The organism is Geodermatophilus sp. URMC 64, assembly GCF_053502555.1.
This window is the reverse complement of sequence record NZ_CP199955.1, coordinates 2,304,164-2,321,601: the sequence shown is the minus strand read 5'-3', so window position 1 is coordinate 2,321,601 and position 17,438 is coordinate 2,304,164. Positions and strand designations below refer to the sequence as shown.

Here is a 17,438-nt window from a genome sequence, read left to right as displayed (position 1 = left end):
ACGCGCAGGGTCAGGTCGACCTCATTGTCGCCAGTGGCGTGCACGGCTCTCCTCCACCTGGCCCCGCTGCAGGGTCCCGCCGCGAGCCTGCGAGCGGTGGGGGGCAGCGGGGTCCTTTCTCAGACGAGCACCGGCGCGCGGTCGCGGATGCGCGCGGGATCGGTGACGACGTGCGCGGGCGGCGGCGGCAGCTCGGCGGGCGGGGTCGGCTCGCTGCCGCCGCTCGGGTGGTCCGGGTGGGCGAGCAGCCACTCCCACATGGCCACCGGGTCCTCGGCCTCGGTCTCCATCCCGCAGTGGCAGCGGCCGCGCAGCCGGTCGGAGCCGGGCAGCCAGTTGACCCGGAGCACCTTCTCGCCGTCGAGCACCTCGTTGGGCGGCGGCAGGTTCACCGGACCGCCTCCACCCGCGCCGGCTGCGCCTGCTCGGCGAGCTTGGTGATCATGCGGCGGGCGGCGAGGCCGCCGGTGTCGATGTTGATCGACAGCTCCTGGTAGCCGTCCGGCTCGCCGGCGATGACCTGCTCGAGCACGTCGAGGGCGGTGACGTCCTGCAGGACGACGGTGCGGTTGTTCTCCCGCAGGAAGTCCGACACCGACTCGTCGTCGAGGGCGAAGTCGCGGGCGACGGCCCAGAAGTCGTGCGTCGAGTGCTCCGTCTCGGGCGTGATCGCGTAGACGACCTCGACGTGGAAGGCGTCGGGGTCGGTGCCGTCGTCGTTGGGCAGGACGCCGACCGGCGCGATCCGGCTGTGCAGCTTGTACAGGCAGGGCGGGGTGAACTCGATGTCCTGCCAGCGGGTGATCCGCCCGGTGATGCCGGTGCTCTTCGCGTAGAAGGGCGGGCACTCGGCATCGGCCATGTGCCGGGAGACGTAGATGATCCCGGCCTCCTCGTCGACCTCGGTGGTGATCGGGGTCTCGGCGACCTCCGGCGTCCCGATGTAGCCGCCGTGCAGGTAGGTCTCGTGCGAGAGGTCCAGCAGGTTGTCGACCAGCAGGCTGGCCCGCGCGGCGAGCGGCTCCATGCCCGAGACCGTCGTCCAGCCCTCCTGGTCCAGCCACGGCGCACGCGGGATGCGGGTGCTCTCCGCCTTGTCGGCGTCCCCGATGAACACCCACACGAAGCCGTCCTGCTCCACCACCGGGTACGCCTTGAGCCGCGCGGTGCGCGGCACGCGGGTCTGCCCGGGCACCGCCACGCAGACGCCGTCCGCCCCGTAGGTGAAGCCGTGGTAACCGCAGACGACGGTGTCGCCGACCAGGTGGCTGGGCTTCTGTGAGAGCGGGAACCGCCGGTGCACGCAGCGGTCGCTCATGGCCGTGACCTCGCCGGCCTCGGTCCGCCAGAACAGGATCGACTCACCGCAGATCGTGCGGCTGAACAGGTCCCGGCCGACCTCGCGGCCGTAGGCGGCCACGTACCACTGGTTGCGGACGATCGAGGTCATCGGTGCTCCTCCTCGCAGACGACGTCGACTCGAAGCGTGACGGCGGTCACCCGCCCGCGCGTACCCGACTTCCGTGGGGCGGAAGGGGTTCTGCCAGTGTGCCCGACCGGCCGGCGACCAGGGCGACGGCGGCGTACCCCGCGGTGAGCGTGAGGAGCAGCATCAGCGGCAGCACCCACCCGGCGCTGACGGCGAACAGCGCACCGACGGCCAGCGGCCCCGCCGCGCCCCCGGTGAAGCCCACTACCTGCGCCATGCCCGACAGGCGGCGCGCCTGGTCCTCGTCGGCGCTGCGCAGCACGATGAGCGTGTACGCCAGCGCGACGCCGGCGCCCTGCGCGAGCCCGCCGACGGCGGCCCACACCGGCCAGGCCGCCGGTGCGGCCAGCAGGCCGGCCACCAGCACGGCCCACGCCGCGGCCACCGCGACGCCCAGCACCCGCTGCCCGGCCCACCGGCGCACCACCAGGGGGACGACGAGCGTGCCGGCGATGCCGACCAGCTGGAAGGTGGTCGCGGCGGCCACCCCGGCGTCGACGCCGCCGACCTCGTCCAGCAGCAGGCTCGGCAGCCACGCGGTGACGGCGTAGTACAGCGCCGACTGCACCGCCAGCAGCACGCTGACCGCCCACGCCAGCGGGGACCGCCACACCCGCAGGCCGTGCCCGGCCTCCGGCGGCGCGGGTGCGTCGGGACTGCCCGGCCGGGTCGCCCGGGCCCACACGACGGCCGCGAGCAGGGCGAGCACCGCCCAGCAGGCCAGCCCGGCGCGCCAGCCCCACAGGGCGGACACCGGGGCGGTGAGCGCGGCGGTCGCGGCCGCACCGGCGGCCAGCATGGTCGTGTAGAGCCCGGTCACCGTGCCGGCCCGCGGTCCGAACTCCCCCTTGACCACCGGCGGCAGCAGCACGTTGCCGACCGTCATGGCCGCACCGATCAGGACGGTGCCGGCGAGCAGGACGGCGGCGCCGTCGAGCACGCGCACGGCGATGGCCGCGGTGAGGAGGACGAGCCCGGCCAGCATCGCCCGCTCGGCCCCGAGCCGGCGGCCGAGGCCGGCGGCGGCCGGCGCCAGCGCGGCGAAGCAGAGCACCGGCAGGGTGGTGAGCAGTCCCGCGACCGTCGGCGACAGGCCGAGGTCGGCGCGGATCTCGGGCAGGACCGGGCCGACGGCGGCGATCGCGCCGCGCAGGTTGAACCCGGCCAGCAGCACGGCGGCCAGCAGGAGCCGGGAGCCGGCCGCCCGGCTCATGCCTGCCGCAGCTCCTCGAGGATCGGCGCGGCCACCTTGAAGGCGTGGTTAGCCGCCGGGACGCCGGCGTAGATCGCGGCGTGCTGCAGCACCTCGGCGATCTCCCCGTCGGTGAGGCCGTTGTTCTTCGCCGCGCGCACGTGCAGGGCGAACTCGTCCCAGTGCCGCAGGGCGATGGTGATCGCCAGCGTCAGCAGGCTGCGGTCCCGGCGCGCCAGCCCCGGCCGCTGCCACAGGTCGCCCCACGCCGTCCGGGTGATGAAGTCCTGGAAGTCCGCGGTGAACGGCGTCGTGTTCGCGACGGCGCGGTCGACCCACGCGTCGCCGAGCACCTCCCGCCGCGTGCGCATGCCGGCCTCGCGGCGCTCGTCGTCGGTGCTCATCGGGTACCCCCGGCCGCGTCGAAGTGGGCCAGCAGCGCGCCGGTGACCTCCAGCGTCCGCTCCAGGTTGCCCAGGTGGGCGGCCGGGCTCACGGTGACCAGCTCCGCGCCGGGGATCGCGTCGGCGATCGCGCGCTGGTGCTCGGGCGGCAGCGCGGGGTCCTCGGCGCCGGAGACGACCAGCGTAGGCGCGGCGATCCGGCCGAGGTCCTCGCGCAGGTCCAGGCCGGCGACCACCTCGCAGCAGGCGGCGTAGCCCTCGTCGTCGGCGTCCGCGACCATCCTCTCCAGCTTCGCGACCAGGTCGGGGTGCTCGGCCGCGTGGCCGGGGGTCAGCCAGCGGGCGACCACGGCCGGCGCCAGGGCGGCGGTGCCCCCGGAGCGGGCGGCGGCGGCCCGGTCGAGGAACCCCTGCGGCTCGGTCTTCGCCGAGCTGAACAGCACCGCCAGCCGGTGCACCCGCGACGGCTCCCGCGCGGCCAGCCGCAGGCCGGTCATCCCGCCCAGGGAGACCCCGGCGACGTGCGCGCGCTCGACGCCGAGGCGGTCCAGCAGCGCGACCAGGTCGTCGACGAGGTCGTCCAGCGTGTACGGCCCCTCCGGCGCCGGCGAGGCGCCGTGCCCGCGGGTGTCGTAGGTGACCACGCGGTAGCGCTCGGCCAGTGCCGGCACCTGGGGGTCCCACATGCCGCGGTCCGCGCCCAGCGAGTTGGACAGGACGACGACGGGCGCGTCCTCCGGCCCGTCCACGGTGTGGGCGACGTCCACGGCGGTCATCTCTCTCCCTCGGTCAGGCTGCGGTGCTCGGCCAGGACGGCGTCGGTCTGCGCACCGGCCTCGCCCAGGTCGGGGCCGGCCGCCGCCAGCAGCGACCCGTCCAGGTCGCTCCGCTCGGCCAGGACGGCGGCGAGCGGCAGGCCGCTCTCGCGCGCCCGCCGAGCCGCCTCGGCGACCGCCTCGTGGGCGGCGGCCCGGCCCAGCGTGCCGGCGAGCGCCTCGGTGGCCCGCTGGGCGAGGGCGGGCTCGGCGGCGGCCGCCACCGTGGCGGCCATGCGGTCGGCGTCGATCCGGAGGACGGCGAGGCTCTCGGCGAGCCAGGAGGCGGCGGAGCCGACCGTGGTGAGCAGCGCGGTCAGCGTCGGCCACTCGCTGTGCCAGGCGCCCGCGGCGCGCTCGTGCTCCTGCTCCATCGCGCCGAGCAGCGTGGCCACGAGGCCGGGGGCGCGGCGGGCGCAGGCGCGGGCGGAGATCGCGGCGACCGGGTTGGCCTTGTGCGGCATGGCCGACGAGCCGCCCCGCCCCTCGGCGACCTCGGCGGCCTCGGCCACCTCGCTCTGCGCGAGCAGCACGACGTCGACGGCGACCGTGGCGACGACGCCCGCCGCCGCGCCCAGCGCCCCGGCGAGGTCCGCGATCGGCAGCCGGACCGTGAACCACGGCGCGGCGGTGCCGGCCAGGCCCAGTTCGTCGGCCAGCGCCGCCCGGACGTCGCGGCCCGACCCCCGGCTGGCGGCCAGCGTGCCGACGGCGCCGCCGTACTGGACCGGCAGCGACGCGACCACCTCGGCCAGCCGCAGCCGGGCGCCGTCCAGCCCGGCCAGCCACCCCGCCGCCTTGAGCCCGACGGTCGTGGGCAGCGCCTGCTGCATGAGCGTGCGGCCCATGAGGACGGCGTCCCGGTGCTCGGCGGCCAGGCGGGCGGCTGCCTCGGCGGCCGCGGCCAGGTCGGCGTCGATGGCCGCGATCGCCGACCGGGCGAGCAGCAGCAGCGCGGTGTCGAGGACGTCCTGACTGGTGGCGCCCACGTGCACGGCGACCGCGTCGCGGTCCCCGACCGCGGCCTGCAGGGCCTTCACCAGCGGCGGCACCGGGTTGCCGGCGTCCGCGGCCCGCGCCACCACGGTCGCGAGGTCCAGCCGCGACGGGTCGGCGCAGGCCGCGGTGACCGCGTCGGCCGCCGTCGTCGGGACCAGGCCGGTGCGCGCGGCGGCCCGGGCCAGGGCGGCCTCCACGTCCAGCAGCGCGCGGAGCCACGCCTCGTCGGAGACGGCGGCCGCCGCGCTGCCGCGGGCGAAGGTGCCGTCCCAGAGACCGCTCACGCGACCTTCCTACCGGAGCGGGTCAGACCGCGAAGAAGACGGTCTCGTCGTCTCCCTGCAGGTGGATGTCCAGGCGGTAGCCGTCGTCGGTCTTCTCCGCGACCAGCGTCCGCCGCCGGTCCTCGGGCACCGTCCGCAGGACGGCGTCCTCGGCGTTGGCCGCGGCCTCGTCGGCGAAGTAGATCCGGGTGACCACGCGGTCGAGCAGGCCGCGGGCGAACACCGAGACGTCGATGTGCGGCGCCTGCAGGCCGCCCTCGCCGTCCGGCACCCGGCCGGGCTTGAGGGTGAAGACCTCGAACTGGCCGGTGAGCGTCTGGGCGCGGGCGTAGCCGCGGAAGCCGGGGTAGGACGCCGCCCCGCGGGGGTCCTCGGGCGACGGGAAGCCGCCGTCCGGGTCGGCCTGCCAGGTCTCGATCATCGCGTCGGGGATGACCTCGCCCGCGCCGTCGAAGACCTGCCCGCGGATCCAGATCCCGCCCTCCGTGCCCTCGGCCGCGGCCCAGACGCCGTCCGGCCAGGTGAGCCCGATGGCGAGGTAGGGGCCGACCGTCGCGCTGGGGGTCAGGCCCAGCCGGAACGGCTCGGTGAGGAAGCCGCTGCCGCGCCGCCCCGAGCGGGGCTGGAACGGCGTGGTCGGGTCCGGCGGGACGTCGAGGGGGTTGAGGGTCACGCCACGTCTCCGTCGTCCTGGGTCTCGAAGGGGGTCTGGTCGCTGCCGCGCAGCACGATGTCCCACTGGAAGGCCAGCGCCCAGTTGTCCTGCGTGCGCTCGAGGTCGTAGCGGCTGATCGCCCGGTGCCGCGCCGTGGGCGGGATCGCGTTGAAGATCGGGTCCTGGCCGAACAGCGGGTCGTCCGGGAAGTACATCTGGGTGACCAGGCGCTGGGTGAAGGCCCGGCCGAACAGGCTGAAGTGGATGTGCGCCGGGCGCCACGCGTTGTGGTGGTTGCCCCACGGGTAGGCGCCGGGCTTGACCGTGAGGAACTCGTAGCGGCCCAGGCTGTCGGTGACCACGCGGCCGAGCCCGTCGAAGTGCGGGTCGAGCGGCGCGGGCCAGTTGTCGACGACGTGCCGGTAGCGGCCGGCCGCGTTGGCCTGCCACACCTCGACCAGCGCGTCGGGCACCGGGCGGCCGTCGCTGTCGAGCACCCGCCCGTAGACGAGGATCCGCTGGCCCAGGGCCTCACCGCCGTTGCGCAGCGTCAGGTCGGCGTCGGAGGACAGGACCCGGTCCTGGCCGAGCACCGGGCCGGTGACCTCGGTGAGCCGGTGCGGCAGGTCCACCGGCGTCCGCAGCGGAGCGCGCAGCGCCGTGCTCCGGTAGTCGGGGAAACCGACGGGCGTGCGCCGCTCGGCGGGCTCGCGCAGGTAGCGCGGCAGGATCAGCCCGCGCTCGGATGTGGTCCCGGTCATAGGCGGAAAGGTACGGCCCGGCCGTACGCTGCCCAAGCCATCGCTTCCGATGGACGGAAGGGAAGGACGGCGGGATGGCCGGACGCAGCCGCACCCCCGGGCGGTCGGTCACCTCCCGCGCGCTGGCGGTGCTCGACGCCTTCGACCCGGGCGCCCCGCGGCTGTCCCTGTCCGAGATCGCCGAGCGCTCCGGCATGCCGCTCACCACCGTCCACCGGCTGCTGGCCGAGCTGACCGCCTGGGGAGCGCTGACCCGCCGCGGCGACGGCCGCTACGAGATCGGCCGCAAGCTGTGGGACCTCGGCCTGCTCGCCCCGGTGCAGCTGGAGCTGCGCCAGGTGGCCGCGCCGTTCCTCCTCGACGTGCACACCGCCACCCGCGACACCGTGCACCTCGCCGTCCGCGAGGGGACGCGGGCGCTGTACGTGGAGCGCATCTCCGGCCGCGAGTCGGTGCCGGTGGTCAGCCAGGTGGGCAGCCGGCTGCCGCTGCACGCCACCGGGGTCGGCAAGGTGCTGCTCGCCGCCGCCCCGGACGACGTGGCCGAGGACGTGCTGCGCTCGCTGACCCGCGAGACACGGCACACCGTCGTCGACCCGGTGCGGCTGCGCCGCGAGATCGGCGAGATCCGCCGCCGGGGCTTCGCACGCACCGCGGAGGAGATGTCGCTCGGCACGCTGTCGGTCGCCGTCCCCATCCGGGTCGAGCGCACCGGCAGCGCCGTCGTCGCCGGGGCGCTCGGCATCGTCGTCCCCTCCCACCGGCGCGACGCCGCCCGGCTCGTGCCCGTGCTCGAGGTGGCCGCCCGCGGCATCGGGCGGGAGCTGGCGCGGGCCGAGGCCTTCCGCTGATCGGAAGCGCCCGCTCGCCCTGTCGGCGTAGCGGGCGTCACACTCCCCCCGTGCGAACTCAGGTGGGGATCATCGGCGCCGGTCCGGCCGGCCTGCTGCTGTCGCGGTTGCTGGCGCTGCAGGGCATCGACTCCGTCGTGCTGGAGAACCGGTCCCGCGAGTACGTCGAGGGCCGGATCCGCGCCGGCATCCTCGAGCAGCACTCCGTCGACACGCTGATCGCCGCCGGGGTGGGCGAGCGGCTCCAGCGCGAGGGGCTGGAGCACCGCGGCATCTACCTGCAGTACCCGGGCACCCGGTTCAAGCTCGACTTCAAGGAGCTGTGCGGGCGCACCGTGTGGGTCTACGGGCAGACCGAGGTGGTCAAGGACCTCATCAAGGCACAGCTGGACGGCGGCCCGCCGCTGCTGTTCGGCGTCTCCGACGTCGTCCCGGAGGACGTCGACACCGACAGCCCGCGGATCCGGTTCACCGACGCCGACGGCAACGCCCAGGTGCTCGAGTGCGACGTGATCGCCGGCACCGACGGCTTCCACGGCGTCTCCCGGCCCGTCGTCACCGCGGGCGGGCGGGGGCAGGTGTGGGAACGCACCTACCCCTACGCCTGGCTCGGCATCCTGGCCGAGGCGGCGCCGGCGACCGACGAGCTCATCTACTCCTGGCACCCCGACGGCTTCGCGCTCTACTCGATGCGCTCGCCGTCCATCTCCCGGCTGTACCTGCAGGTCGACCCGAGCGAGAAGATCGAGGACTGGTCCGACGAGCGGATCTGGGACGCCCTCGACACCCGGTTCGCGCACGAGGGCTGGTCGGTCAACCGCGGGCGGGTCACCGACAAGTCGATCCTGCCGATGCGCTCGTTCGTCAGCGCGCCGATGCGCCGGGGCCGGCTGTTCCTCGCCGGCGACGCCGCGCACATCGTGCCGCCGACCGGCGCGAAGGGGCTCAACCTCGCCGTCGCCGACGTCACCCGGCTGGCCACCGCGCTGGTCCGGTTGCTGCACGAGAAGCAGACCGACCTGGTCGACGCCTACTCCGAGCGGGCGCTGGAGCGGGTGTGGCGGTGCACCCACTTCTCCTGGTTCATGACCTCGATGCTGCACCGCTCCGGCGACGACTTCGACGCGCAGCTGCAGCTCTCCCAGCTGCGGCGGGTGTGCGCCTCGGAGGCGGCCGCCCGCGAGCTCGCGGAGAACTACACCGGCCTCCCCATCGAGGGCTGACTCCGGGCTTTCGGTACAGAAGGCCCGCTCAGCCCCGGAGATGGCGGTCGAAGAAGCGGAGGATGCGCGCCCACGCGTCCTCGGCCGACGGGTGGTGGTAGCCGAACCCGGCGATCCGTTCCAGGGCGGCGAACGGCCCGGCGTTGTGCCGGTTGAGGAAGGAGTGCCCGGCCTCCGGGTACTCCTTGACGTCGTGCGGGACGTCGAGCTGGGCGAGCGCCGTCCGCAGCCGGCCGGCCGCGCCGCGCATCGGTCCCCGGTCGCGGCCGCCGTAGCTGGCGACCACCGGGCAGGCGCCGCGCAGCACCTCCTCGGGGTCCTTCGGCAGCATCCCGTAGTTGGGCGCGGCGGCGTCGAACCCGCGTGGAGCGGCCAGCAGCGCGAAGCCGCCGCCCATGCAGAAGCCGAGGACGCCGACCCGGCCGGTGCAGTCCGGCCGCGCCGCCAGCCAGGCCCGGGTCGCCTCGAGGTCGCCGAACGCGTCTCCCTCCCCGCGCATCAGGCTGCGAAAGGTCGCGCGCAGGCAGCGCAGCGCCCCGCCGGCGGTGAACAGGTCGGGCGCGACGGCGAGGTAGCCGGCGGCGGCCAGCCGGTCGGCCTGCTGCCGGGTGTCGTCGGTGAGCCCGAAGGCCTCGTGGACGACGACCACGCCCGGCCACGGCCCCTCCCCCACGGCCGGCACCGCCAGGTAGGCGTCGAGCTCGGGCGCGCTGGCCGCTCCGGGGACCGTCGTCATCGGCATGTGCGCCGTCCTACCAGCCGGACCGCCGGACGCCCACCGGGTCTTGCGGCCCGCGCGGCCCCGCGCCGATGCTCGGGCGATGGCGACCGGCCTGGATCCCGCCCGAGTCCGGGGCTACTACGACACGCACGCCGACGACTACGACCGCCAGTTCGGCGGGGTCGAGCGGCGGCTGCTCGGCGACCAGCGCCGCTGGGCCACCTCCCGCGCCCGGGGCACCGTGCTCGAGCTGGGCGTCGGCACCGGCCTGAACCTGCCGCTGTATCCCGACGACGTCGTCCGGATCGTCGGGGTCGACCTGTCGGAGGAGATGCTGGCGCGCGCCCGGGCACGGGTGTCCGCCGCGGGCCTCGGCGGCCGGGTGGAGCTGCGCCGCGGCGACGCGCACGCCGTCGACCTGCCCGACGGGTCGGTCGACACGGTGGTCTCGACGTACTCGCTGTGCACGGTGGCCGATCCGGCGGCGGTGCTCCGCGAGGCGCGGCGGGTGCTGGCGCCGGGCGGCCGCCTGGTCCTGGTGGAGCACGGGCCGGCCCGCGGGCGGGTGCTGCGCGGCGTGCAGCGGCTGCTCAACCCGCTCGCCGTCCGGTGGCAGGCCGACGACCTGCTGCGCGAGCCCCGGGTTCTGGCCGCGGCCGCGGGGTTCGCCGTCACCGGGGCCGACCAGGCCGGGTTCGGCGGCGTCGTCCACCGGGTGGCCGCCCACCGCCCCGCCGGCTGACGGGTTGCGCGGGTCGCCGCCGTCCCCGACGGTGCACGCGTGGACCCATTCCGCAGCCTCGGCCGCATCCCGGGGCTCTCCGAGCTGCTCACCCTCATGCAGCAGCAGACCGAGGCGCTGGCCCAGCTGCCGCGCACGCTGACCGACCTGCAGGGCACGGTCCGCCAGCTGACCGAGGCGACGACGGCGGCCAAGGACACCATCGCCTCGGCGCAGCGCACCGCCGAGCGGCTCGAGGCGCTCGTCGAGGAGCTGGAGGAGCCGGTGCGTGCGCTCCGCCCCGGCCTCGAGCGGGTGGGGCGGGTCCTCGACGACCCGGTCGTCGACACGGTCCCCGAGACCCTGCGCCGCATCAACGACGACCTCATGCCGCTGATCCACGGCCTGCGCCAGGCGCAGAGCCGGATGGGGTCGGTGGCCGGGATGCTGCGCCGACGGGGGCGGCCCGAGGAGGAGGACCCGGGGGACGGCGGGCCCTGAGCACCGCGAACGGCACCGCTCGGGTCGGGCGGGTACGGTGCGGGTCGCCCGATCGTCGCCGTGCTGGAGGTGCTGTGGTCCCCGATCTCCCCGCGGGACCCGACGGCGCCGAGCTCTTCCGCGGCGGAGGCGAGAACGGCCGGCTGATGGCCGCGTTCGACTGGTCGAGCACGCCGGTGGGGCCGGTGGAGACCTGGCCGGCCAGCCTGCGCTTCGCCGTCCGGACGGTGCTGGCCTCGCGGTTCCCGATGATCCTGGCGTGGGGGCCGGGCTACACGCAGTTCTACAATGACGCCTACGCCACGCTGATCGGCGCCAAGCACCCCGGCGCCATCGGCGACGACCTGCGAGTGACCCTCGCCGAGGGCTGGGCCGCCCTGCAGGGGCCGGTCGAGCACGCGATGGTCGCCCGCGAGGCCTCGTGGATCCCGCAGCTGCTCCTGCTGCTCGAGCGGGCCGGCTACCGCGAGGAGACCTACTTCACCGTCTCGCACGCCCCCGCCTTCGCCGACGACGGCGAGGTCGCAGGGATGCACGCGGTCTGCACCGAGGTGACCCGCCAGGTGATCGCCGAGCGCCGGCAGCGCCTGTTGCACGAGGTGGCCACCTCCGCCGGCCGGCTCGGTGACGAGCGGTCGACCGTCGAGCAGATGTGCGCCGCGCTGGCCGGCGGCCCGCTCGACGTGCCCTTCGCCGCCGTCTACCTGTCCGGCCCGGACGGGCGGCTGCGGCGAGCGGCCGTCGTGGGCTGCGCCCCCGACCTGCTGCCGGAGGACATGCAGCGCAGCGGGGAGCTGGCCGCGGGCACGGTGGAGGGGCTGGGGGTGCACGGCGGCCCCTGGGGCGACCCCGTCCGCGACGCCGTCGTGCTGCCGCTGGCCGGGGCCCCCGGGGCCGAGCCGGTCGGGGTGCTGCTCGCCGGGGTGAGCCCCAACCGCGCGGTCGACGAGGAGTACCGCTCCTTCCACGCGCTCCTGGCCGGCCAGTTCGCCGGCGCGGTGGTCAACGCCCGCGCCTACGCCGCCGAGCGCAGCCGGGCCGAGGCGCTGGCCGAGCTCGACCGGGCCAAGACCGCGTTCTTCGCCGATGTCAGCCACGAGCTGCGGACGCCCCTGACGCTGCTGCTGGCGCCGATCGCCGACCTGCTGCGCGGCGGCGGGCTGACCGACGACGTCCGCGAGCCCCTGGAGCTCGCCCTCCGTAACGGCCGGCGGCTGCGCCGGCTGGTCGACGACCTGCTGGACTTCGTCCGAATCGAGGGCGGCCGGGCCACCGCTGTCCGGGTCGCGACCGACGTCGCGGGGCTGACCGCCGAGCTGGCCGGGCTGCTGCGCTCGGCCGCCGAGCGCGCCGGCCTGCGCCTCGACATCGACTGCCCACCGCTGCCCCGGACGGCGCACGTCGACCCGCGGATGTGGGAGAAGGTCGTCGTCAACCTCGTCGCCAACGCGGTCAAGTACACCTTCGTCGGCGGCATCGCGGTCACCCTCCGCCCGGCCGACGACGGGTTCGAGCTCACCGTCTCCGACACCGGTGTGGGCATCCCCGCCGAGGAGCTGCCCCGGCTGTTCGAGCGGTTCCACCGGGTGGCGGAGAGCGCCGCCCGCAGCCGGGAGGGCAGCGGGCTCGGGCTCGCGCTGGTCCGCGAGCTGGTCGGGCTGCACGGCGGCACGGTCGACGTCGCGAGCCGGCCCGGCGCGGGCAGCACCTTCACCGTCCGCATCCCTTACGGGTCGCCGGACGCCGCCGGGCAGGCCCCGGCGGCGCCGTCGGAGGCCGCGGCCGGGGCGGCATCGCTGCCTTGGGACGACGTCGCGGCGCCCACGCCGACCGGGCCCGCGTCCGGAGCCGGCGTGCTCGTGGTCGACGACAACGCCGACATGCGGGCCTACCTCACCCGCCTGCTCGCCCCGCACTGGACCGTCCGCACCGCCGCTGACGGCCGCGCCGCGCTGGACAGCGTCGCCGCCGCGCCGCCGGACCTCGTGGTGACCGACGTGATGATGCCGGGCGTCGACGGCTTCGAGCTGCTCCGCACCCTGCGCCGCGACCCGGCGACCCGGCGGATCCCCGTCCTCATGCTCACCGCCCGCGCCGGCCAGGAGGCGGCGGTCGAGGGGTTCGCCGCGGGCGTCGACGACTACCTCGCCAAGCCGTTCGACGCACCGGAGCTCGTGGCCCGCGTGCGCGTGCTGCTCGAGCGGGCCGCCGGCCGGGAGCCGCTGCCGGCGGGTCCGGCCGCCCCGCCGTCCCCCCGCCCGGTCGCCACGCCCGCCGTCGCCCCGTCCCCCGTCGCGGCGGTGCCGGACCCGCGCACGGCCCCGCCGCCGCAGGACGTCGACCGCGCCGCGTGGCGGTTCCCCTCGAGCGCCAGCGCCGTCCCCGCCGTCCGCAGGCGGCTGCAGGGCCTCCTCACCGGCGCCGGGCTGGACGAGGACGACGTCTACGACCTCGTGCTCGCCGCCTGCGAGGCAGCGACCAACGCCGTCGAGCACGCCCAGTCGCCGACACAGCCGTTCTTCGACGTGACCGCGGAGGTCGCCGACGGTGTGGTCGAGATCGCCGTCCGCGACTACGGGCAGTGGCGCGAGCGGGTGCCGAGCATGGACCGCGGCCGCGGCTCCGCACTGATGAGCGCGGCCGCCGACATCACCGCGACGCCGAGCCCGGCCGGGACGACGGTGGTCATCCGCAGCGTCCGGGGCTAGACGACCACCGACAGCAGCAGCACCGCCACCAGGCCGACGACGGAGATGATCGTCTCCATCACCGACCAGCTCTTGATGGTCTGCCCCACGGTCATGCCGAAGTACTCCTTGACCAGCCAGAAGCCGGCGTCGTTGACGTGGGAGAAGAACAGCGACCCGGCGCCGATGGCGAGCACCAGCAGGGCCACGGTGTTCGCGTCCAGCCCGGCGGCCAACGGCGAGACGATGCCGGCGGCGGTGATGGTGGCGACCGTGGCCGACCCGGTCGCCAGCCGGATGCCGACCGCGACCAGCCAGCCGAGGATCAGCGGCGAGAGGCTCGCGCCCTCCGCCGCCTGGCCGACCAGGTCGCCCACGCCCGAGTCGACCAGCACCTGCTTGAAGCCGCCGCCCGCGGCGACGATGAGCAGGATGCCGGCGATCCCCGGCAGCGAGCCGCCGAGCGTGGCCGAGATCTTCTCCCGGCCGAAGCCGACGGCGGTGCCGAGCGTGAACATCGCGACGATCACGCCGAGGAGCATCGCGACGACCGGGGTCCCGATGATGTCGAGGAACGTGCGCAGCCCGTTGCCCTCGTCGAGGGTCAGCTCCCCGATCGCTCGCAGCAGCATGAGCACCACCGGCAGCAGGACCGTGGCGATCGTCGGGCCCAGCTTCGGCAGCCGGCGGGGCCGCTCGACGCCGAGCGCGTCGGGGTCCCGCGGATCGTCCACGCCGCCGCCCCCGGTGGCCGGCCGTCCGGCGGGCGTGGCCTCGCCCGGCTCGTCCCGGCCTCCGACGCCGGCGGCCACCAGCGCGGGCGCCTCGATCCGCACCCGCTCGCTGATGACGTTGCCGAACACCGGGCCGGCCAGGATCACCGTCGGGATCGCGGCGATCAGCCCGAAGATCAGCGTGCGGCCGAGGTCGGCGTCGAGGGCGTCGATGGCCACCAGCGGCCCGGGGTGCGGCGGCACCAGGCCGTGCAGCACCGAGAGCCCGGCCAGGGCGGGGATGCCGACGCGCAGCACCGGCTGCCGGGTCTCCCGGGCGGCCAGCAGCACGATCGGGATCAGCAGGACGACGCCCACCTCGAAGAACAGCGGGATGCCGATGAGCGCGGCCACCCCGCCCATGACCCACGGCAGCCGGCCGGGCGGCACCCGGTCGACGAACGCGTGCACCACCCGGTCGGCGCCGCCGGACTCGGCGAGCATCCCGCCGATCATCGCGCCGAGGGCGATGAGCAGCCCGACGCTGCCCACCGTCGCGCCGACCCCGGTGGTGAAGCTCGTGACGATGTCGTCGGGGGCCACGAGCGCCACCGCGCCGAGCACCGCGGAGCCGAGGATGAGAGCCAGGAAGGGGTGCACCTTCAGCCAGGTGATCAGCACGACGACGGTGGCGATGCCGAGCACCGCGGCGGTCACCAGCAGCGGGTCGCTGCCCGTGTGGTCGACGGCGGCGAGCACGGTCATGAGCGCTCCTCGGGAGGGAGGGAGACGTCGCGCTCCTTGCTGAGCGCGGTGAGCACGTCCGCGGCCACGTCCGCGGGCGGGGCGATGCCGGAGACGACCGCCCCCCGCTCGTCGGGCTGCAGCGGCTCGAGAGTGGCCAACTGGCTGCTCAGCAGGGACGGCGGCATGTAGTGGCCGCTGCGGTGCTCGAGGCGGTCCGCGATCAGCTCGGGCTCGGCGCTGACGTGGGCGAACCAGACCGACGGGTGCCCGTCGCGGAGCAGGTCGCGGTAGGCGCGCTTGAGCGCCGAGCAGGTGACGACGGCGTTGCGCCCGGCGGCCTCGTGCTCACCGATCCAGCCGGCCAGCCGGCGCAGCCACGGCCAGCGGTCGTCGTCGTCCAGTGGGATGCCGGCGTGCATCTTCTCGACGTTCTCCGGCGGGTGGAACTCGTCGCCCTCGGCGAACGCGCAGCCGAGACGACGCACCAGCTCCGCGGCCACGGTGGACTTGCCGGCGCCGGAGACGCCCATGACCACGATCGTCGTCGTCCGCGGTCGGCCGTCGTCCTCAGCCATGATCCCGACGCTAGGCCCGCTCCTCCGGAGCGGCGACCGGAGCTCTACACATCCGTGATGCGCACTCCGGCGTGCGCCTTGTAGCGGCGGTTGACCGACACCAGGTTGATCGTCAACGCCTCGACCTGGCGGGCGTTGCGCAGCCGCCCGGCGTAGATCCCGCGCATCCCCGGCAGCCGCCCGGCCAGCGCCTGCACCAGATCGGTGGCCGCCCGGTCGTCCCCGACCACCATCACGTCGCCGTCCAGGGTCGGGCGGGCCAGGTCCTCCAGCAGCACCGCGGACAGGTGGTGGAACGCCCCCACCACGGTGGAATCGGGCAGCAGCGCGGCGGCCTGCTGGGCGACGCTGCCCTCCGCCACGTCGATGACGTGGGCGCCGAGCTCGTCGAAGCCCATCGGCACCACGCAGTCCACGACCACCTTGCCGGCCAGCGGCGCGGCCAGCGGCCGCAGGGTGTCGGCGTGCCCGCCGAAGGGCACCGCGACGATCACCAGGTCCGCCGCGCCGGCCACGTCGGCGTTGGTGCCGCCCTGCACGGAGACCTCCGCCCCTGCGAAGGTGCCCGCCCGCTCGGCCACCTGCGCGGCGATCTCGCCGCACCGGCCGGCGTCCCGGGAGCCGAGCAGGATGCGCTGCCCGGCCGCGGCCAGCCGCACCGCCAGCCCCCGGCCCTGCGGACCGGTGCCGCCCAGCACCCCGACGGTCAGCCGGGACACGTCCACGGGCGGCCGGGCCGCGGCCGGCTGCTGCGTTGCGGTGGTCGTCATCGGTTCTCCTCTGTCTCGGTGATCTCGTCGACCAGCCCCCACTCGAGGGCGGTCGTCACGTCCAGGGCCGCGCCGGAGAGCGCGAGCCAGAGCGTCCGCCAGCGGCCGATCCGCCGCGGGATGCTCACCGTTCCGCCGGCGCCCGGCAGCAGGCCCATGGCGAGCTCGGGCAGGACGAACCGGGTGCCCGGCGCCGCCAGCACGCGGCCCCCCCAGGCCGGCAGCTCGATCCCGGCGCCGACGCAGCTGCCGTGCAGCCGGGCCTCCACCCGCGGGCCCAGCCGGGCCAGCGGCAGCGCGGCACCGGCGCGCGTGCGCACCAGGTGGGCGGTGACCGGGTCGGCGGCGGTCCCGAACTCGTCGAGGTCGCCGCCGGAGCAGAAGTCGGGCCCCGCGGCGTCGAGCACGACGCGGTCCACGGTCGGGTCCAGCTCGGCCACCGCCAGCGCGTCCACCAGCGCGTCGCGCAGCGCCCGGCCGTAGGCGTTGCGCCGTTCAGGGCGGTTCAGGGTGATCCGCAGCTCGCCGTCCGTCCGGTCGACCAGCACCGGCTCGGGCACCGGCGGCGGCTGCGGCCGCGGGCCCCGGCGGGCCAGCCACGCGGCGAACTCCGGGCCGGCGAGCAGCGTCGAGTAGGCCAGCGACTCGGCCTCGAGCGCGGCCGCGGCGGGCAGCTGCCCGCTCCACCGCAGCAGCCCGGCGAGGACGCCGGCGGCCTGCGGGCAGGCGCCGACCCGGTCGGCCAGCGCGGCGACCGCCGCGTCGACGTCCGGGACGGCGACGGCCTCGCGCGGCGCGGCCCCGGCCGTCAGGGTGAGGTCGCAGGCGGCCGCGGCGGCGGGGTCGGGCGGGCCGCCGCGGGACACGCCCACGACCACGCCGGCGTCGCGCAGGGCGGCGTCGACGTCGTCCGGCCCGGCGCTGTCCAGCGGCACGAACGCCACGGGTTCGCGCAGCCGGCCGGCGGGGTCGAGCGCGGTCACGAGCACCAGCCGCGCCGTCAGTCCGAGGCGGGCAGCGCCTTGGCGTCCTTGAGCGGGAGCGGCGCGCCGTTGGCCGCGAGCGTGCCCTGGCCCGGCTTGGCGCACAGCAGCTCCAGACCGAGCTCCGCGTCGACGTAGCGCTTGCCGAGCTGGGTGCCGTCCTGCTGGGCGGGGTCGGCGGCGCCGTCCGGGGTGTCGCCACCGCCCTTCGGGTCCCACAGCGGCACGCCCGCGCAGGTCAGCTCCACCTCCGCCGACGGCGCCCGCACGACGACGAAGGACGCCGTGTCCACGGGGCTGACCAGCGTCTGTCCCACGCGCAGCTGCATGTGTCCCTACCTCCTGGA

Annotated in this window: 19 protein-coding genes; 5 read left to right on the top strand and 14 right to left on the bottom strand. The window is 75.9% G+C overall.

Annotated features, from left to right (window positions below):
- Nucleotides 1–119: 119 nt before the first annotated feature.
- The 8 genes from ACWIYF_RS11385 to pcaH are packed head-to-tail and all read right to left on the bottom strand — an operon-like array spanning nucleotide 120 to nucleotide 6,599.
- Entirely contained in the window at nucleotides 120–392 is a 273-nt protein-coding gene (locus ACWIYF_RS11385; RefSeq protein ID WP_448628243.1) for a hypothetical protein, read from the bottom strand.
- Nucleotides 389–1,450 carry a Rieske 2Fe-2S domain-containing protein gene (locus tag ACWIYF_RS11380; protein ID WP_448628242.1) on the bottom strand — a complete coding sequence of 354 codons (1,062 nt, stop codon included), beginning with the start codon at nucleotides 1,448–1,450 and terminating at the stop codon, nucleotides 389–391. The genes ACWIYF_RS11385 and ACWIYF_RS11380 overlap by 4 nt, the downstream gene beginning before the upstream one ends.
- Before the next feature lie 46 nt (nucleotides 1,451–1,496).
- Nucleotides 1,497–2,702 carry an MFS transporter gene (locus ACWIYF_RS11375; RefSeq protein ID WP_448628241.1) on the bottom strand — a complete coding sequence of 402 codons (1,206 nt, stop codon included), beginning with the start codon at nucleotides 2,700–2,702 and terminating at the stop codon, nucleotides 1,497–1,499.
- Nucleotides 2,699–3,085 (bottom strand): 4-carboxymuconolactone decarboxylase, encoded by a 387-nt coding sequence (gene pcaC / locus ACWIYF_RS11370; RefSeq protein WP_448628240.1) that lies wholly within the window; start codon nucleotides 3,083–3,085, stop codon nucleotides 2,699–2,701. The genes ACWIYF_RS11375 and pcaC overlap by 4 nt, the downstream gene beginning before the upstream one ends.
- On the bottom strand, nucleotides 3,082–3,861 hold the full coding sequence (pcaD, locus tag ACWIYF_RS11365; protein WP_448628239.1) for a 3-oxoadipate enol-lactonase: 780 nt from the start codon (nucleotides 3,859–3,861) through the stop codon (nucleotides 3,082–3,084). Before pcaD ends, pcaC begins: the two co-directional genes overlap by 4 nt.
- Entirely contained in the window at nucleotides 3,858–5,183 is a 1,326-nt protein-coding gene (pcaB, locus tag ACWIYF_RS11360) for a 3-carboxy-cis,cis-muconate cycloisomerase (RefSeq protein ID WP_448628238.1), read from the bottom strand. The genes pcaD and pcaB overlap by 4 nt, the downstream gene beginning before the upstream one ends.
- Before the next feature lie 22 nt (nucleotides 5,184–5,205).
- Entirely contained in the window at nucleotides 5,206–5,856 is a 651-nt protein-coding gene (gene pcaG, locus ACWIYF_RS11355; RefSeq protein WP_448628237.1) for a protocatechuate 3,4-dioxygenase subunit alpha, read from the bottom strand.
- Nucleotides 5,853–6,599 carry a protocatechuate 3,4-dioxygenase subunit beta gene (pcaH, locus tag ACWIYF_RS11350; protein ID WP_448628236.1) on the bottom strand — a complete coding sequence of 249 codons (747 nt, stop codon included), beginning with the start codon at nucleotides 6,597–6,599 and terminating at the stop codon, nucleotides 5,853–5,855. The genes pcaG and pcaH overlap by 4 nt, the downstream gene beginning before the upstream one ends.
- A 74-nt stretch (nucleotides 6,600–6,673) precedes the next feature.
- On the opposite strand from pcaH, the gene ACWIYF_RS11345 reads away from it, so the two are divergent.
- Together ACWIYF_RS11345 and ACWIYF_RS11340 are read left to right on the top strand one after the other, a co-directional pair.
- Entirely contained in the window at nucleotides 6,674–7,450 is a 777-nt protein-coding gene (locus ACWIYF_RS11345) for an IclR family transcriptional regulator (RefSeq protein WP_448628235.1), read from the top strand.
- 50 nt (nucleotides 7,451–7,500) lie between these two features.
- Nucleotides 7,501–8,673, top strand: coding sequence for a 4-hydroxybenzoate 3-monooxygenase (locus ACWIYF_RS11340; RefSeq protein WP_448628234.1), 1,173 nt, complete (start codon nucleotides 7,501–7,503; stop codon nucleotides 8,671–8,673).
- 28 nt (nucleotides 8,674–8,701) lie between these two features.
- Here the strand turns inward: ACWIYF_RS11340 and ACWIYF_RS11335 are convergent, their stop codons facing one another.
- Nucleotides 8,702–9,415, bottom strand: coding sequence for a dienelactone hydrolase family protein (locus tag ACWIYF_RS11335; protein ID WP_448628233.1), 714 nt, complete (start codon nucleotides 9,413–9,415; stop codon nucleotides 8,702–8,704).
- 79 nt (nucleotides 9,416–9,494) lie between these two features.
- Here ACWIYF_RS11335 and ACWIYF_RS11330 point away from each other — a divergent pair, with 79 nt between their 5' ends.
- The 3 genes from ACWIYF_RS11330 to ACWIYF_RS11320 all read left to right on the top strand — a co-directional run bounded on the left by ACWIYF_RS11330 (nucleotide 9,495) and on the right by ACWIYF_RS11320 (nucleotide 13,324).
- The gene (locus ACWIYF_RS11330) at nucleotides 9,495–10,136 is read left to right on the top strand and encodes a class I SAM-dependent methyltransferase (protein WP_448628232.1); all 642 of its coding nucleotides are present in this window, start codon (nucleotides 9,495–9,497) and stop codon (nucleotides 10,134–10,136) included.
- 39 nt (nucleotides 10,137–10,175) lie between these two features.
- Nucleotides 10,176–10,616 carry a hypothetical protein gene (locus ACWIYF_RS11325; RefSeq protein ID WP_448628231.1) on the top strand — a complete coding sequence of 147 codons (441 nt, stop codon included), beginning with the start codon at nucleotides 10,176–10,178 and terminating at the stop codon, nucleotides 10,614–10,616.
- A 74-nt stretch (nucleotides 10,617–10,690) separates the two neighbouring features.
- Entirely contained in the window at nucleotides 10,691–13,324 is a 2,634-nt protein-coding gene (locus ACWIYF_RS11320) for an ATP-binding protein (RefSeq protein WP_448628230.1), read from the top strand.
- On the opposite strand, the gene ACWIYF_RS11315 is transcribed toward ACWIYF_RS11320, so the two are convergent.
- Genes ACWIYF_RS11315 through ACWIYF_RS11295 form a run of 5 tightly spaced genes read right to left on the bottom strand, consistent with a single transcriptional unit; the run spans nucleotide 13,321 to nucleotide 17,420 of the window.
- Nucleotides 13,321–14,781 carry a GntT/GntP/DsdX family permease gene (locus tag ACWIYF_RS11315; RefSeq protein ID WP_448628229.1) on the bottom strand — a complete coding sequence of 487 codons (1,461 nt, stop codon included), beginning with the start codon at nucleotides 14,779–14,781 and terminating at the stop codon, nucleotides 13,321–13,323. The genes ACWIYF_RS11320 and ACWIYF_RS11315 overlap by 4 nt on opposite strands.
- Complete coding sequence (locus ACWIYF_RS11310; RefSeq protein ID WP_448628228.1) at nucleotides 14,778–15,338, bottom strand: gluconokinase; 561 nt, start codon at nucleotides 15,336–15,338, stop codon at nucleotides 14,778–14,780. The genes ACWIYF_RS11315 and ACWIYF_RS11310 overlap by 4 nt, the downstream gene beginning before the upstream one ends.
- A gap of 44 nt (nucleotides 15,339–15,382) precedes the next feature.
- A complete protein-coding gene (npdG, locus tag ACWIYF_RS11305; protein ID WP_448628227.1) occupies nucleotides 15,383–16,108 on the bottom strand; it encodes an NADPH-dependent F420 reductase in 726 nt (241 codons plus the stop codon).
- Nucleotides 16,105–17,091 carry an enoyl-CoA hydratase/isomerase family protein gene (locus ACWIYF_RS11300; protein ID WP_448628226.1) on the bottom strand — a complete coding sequence of 329 codons (987 nt, stop codon included), beginning with the start codon at nucleotides 17,089–17,091 and terminating at the stop codon, nucleotides 16,105–16,107. Before ACWIYF_RS11300 ends, npdG begins: the two co-directional genes overlap by 4 nt.
- Before the next feature lie 17 nt (nucleotides 17,092–17,108).
- Nucleotides 17,109–17,420, bottom strand: a complete 312-nt coding sequence (locus ACWIYF_RS11295) for a hypothetical protein (RefSeq protein WP_448628225.1) — start codon at nucleotides 17,418–17,420, stop codon at nucleotides 17,109–17,111.
- Between the last annotated feature and the right edge of the window lie 18 nt (nucleotides 17,421–17,438).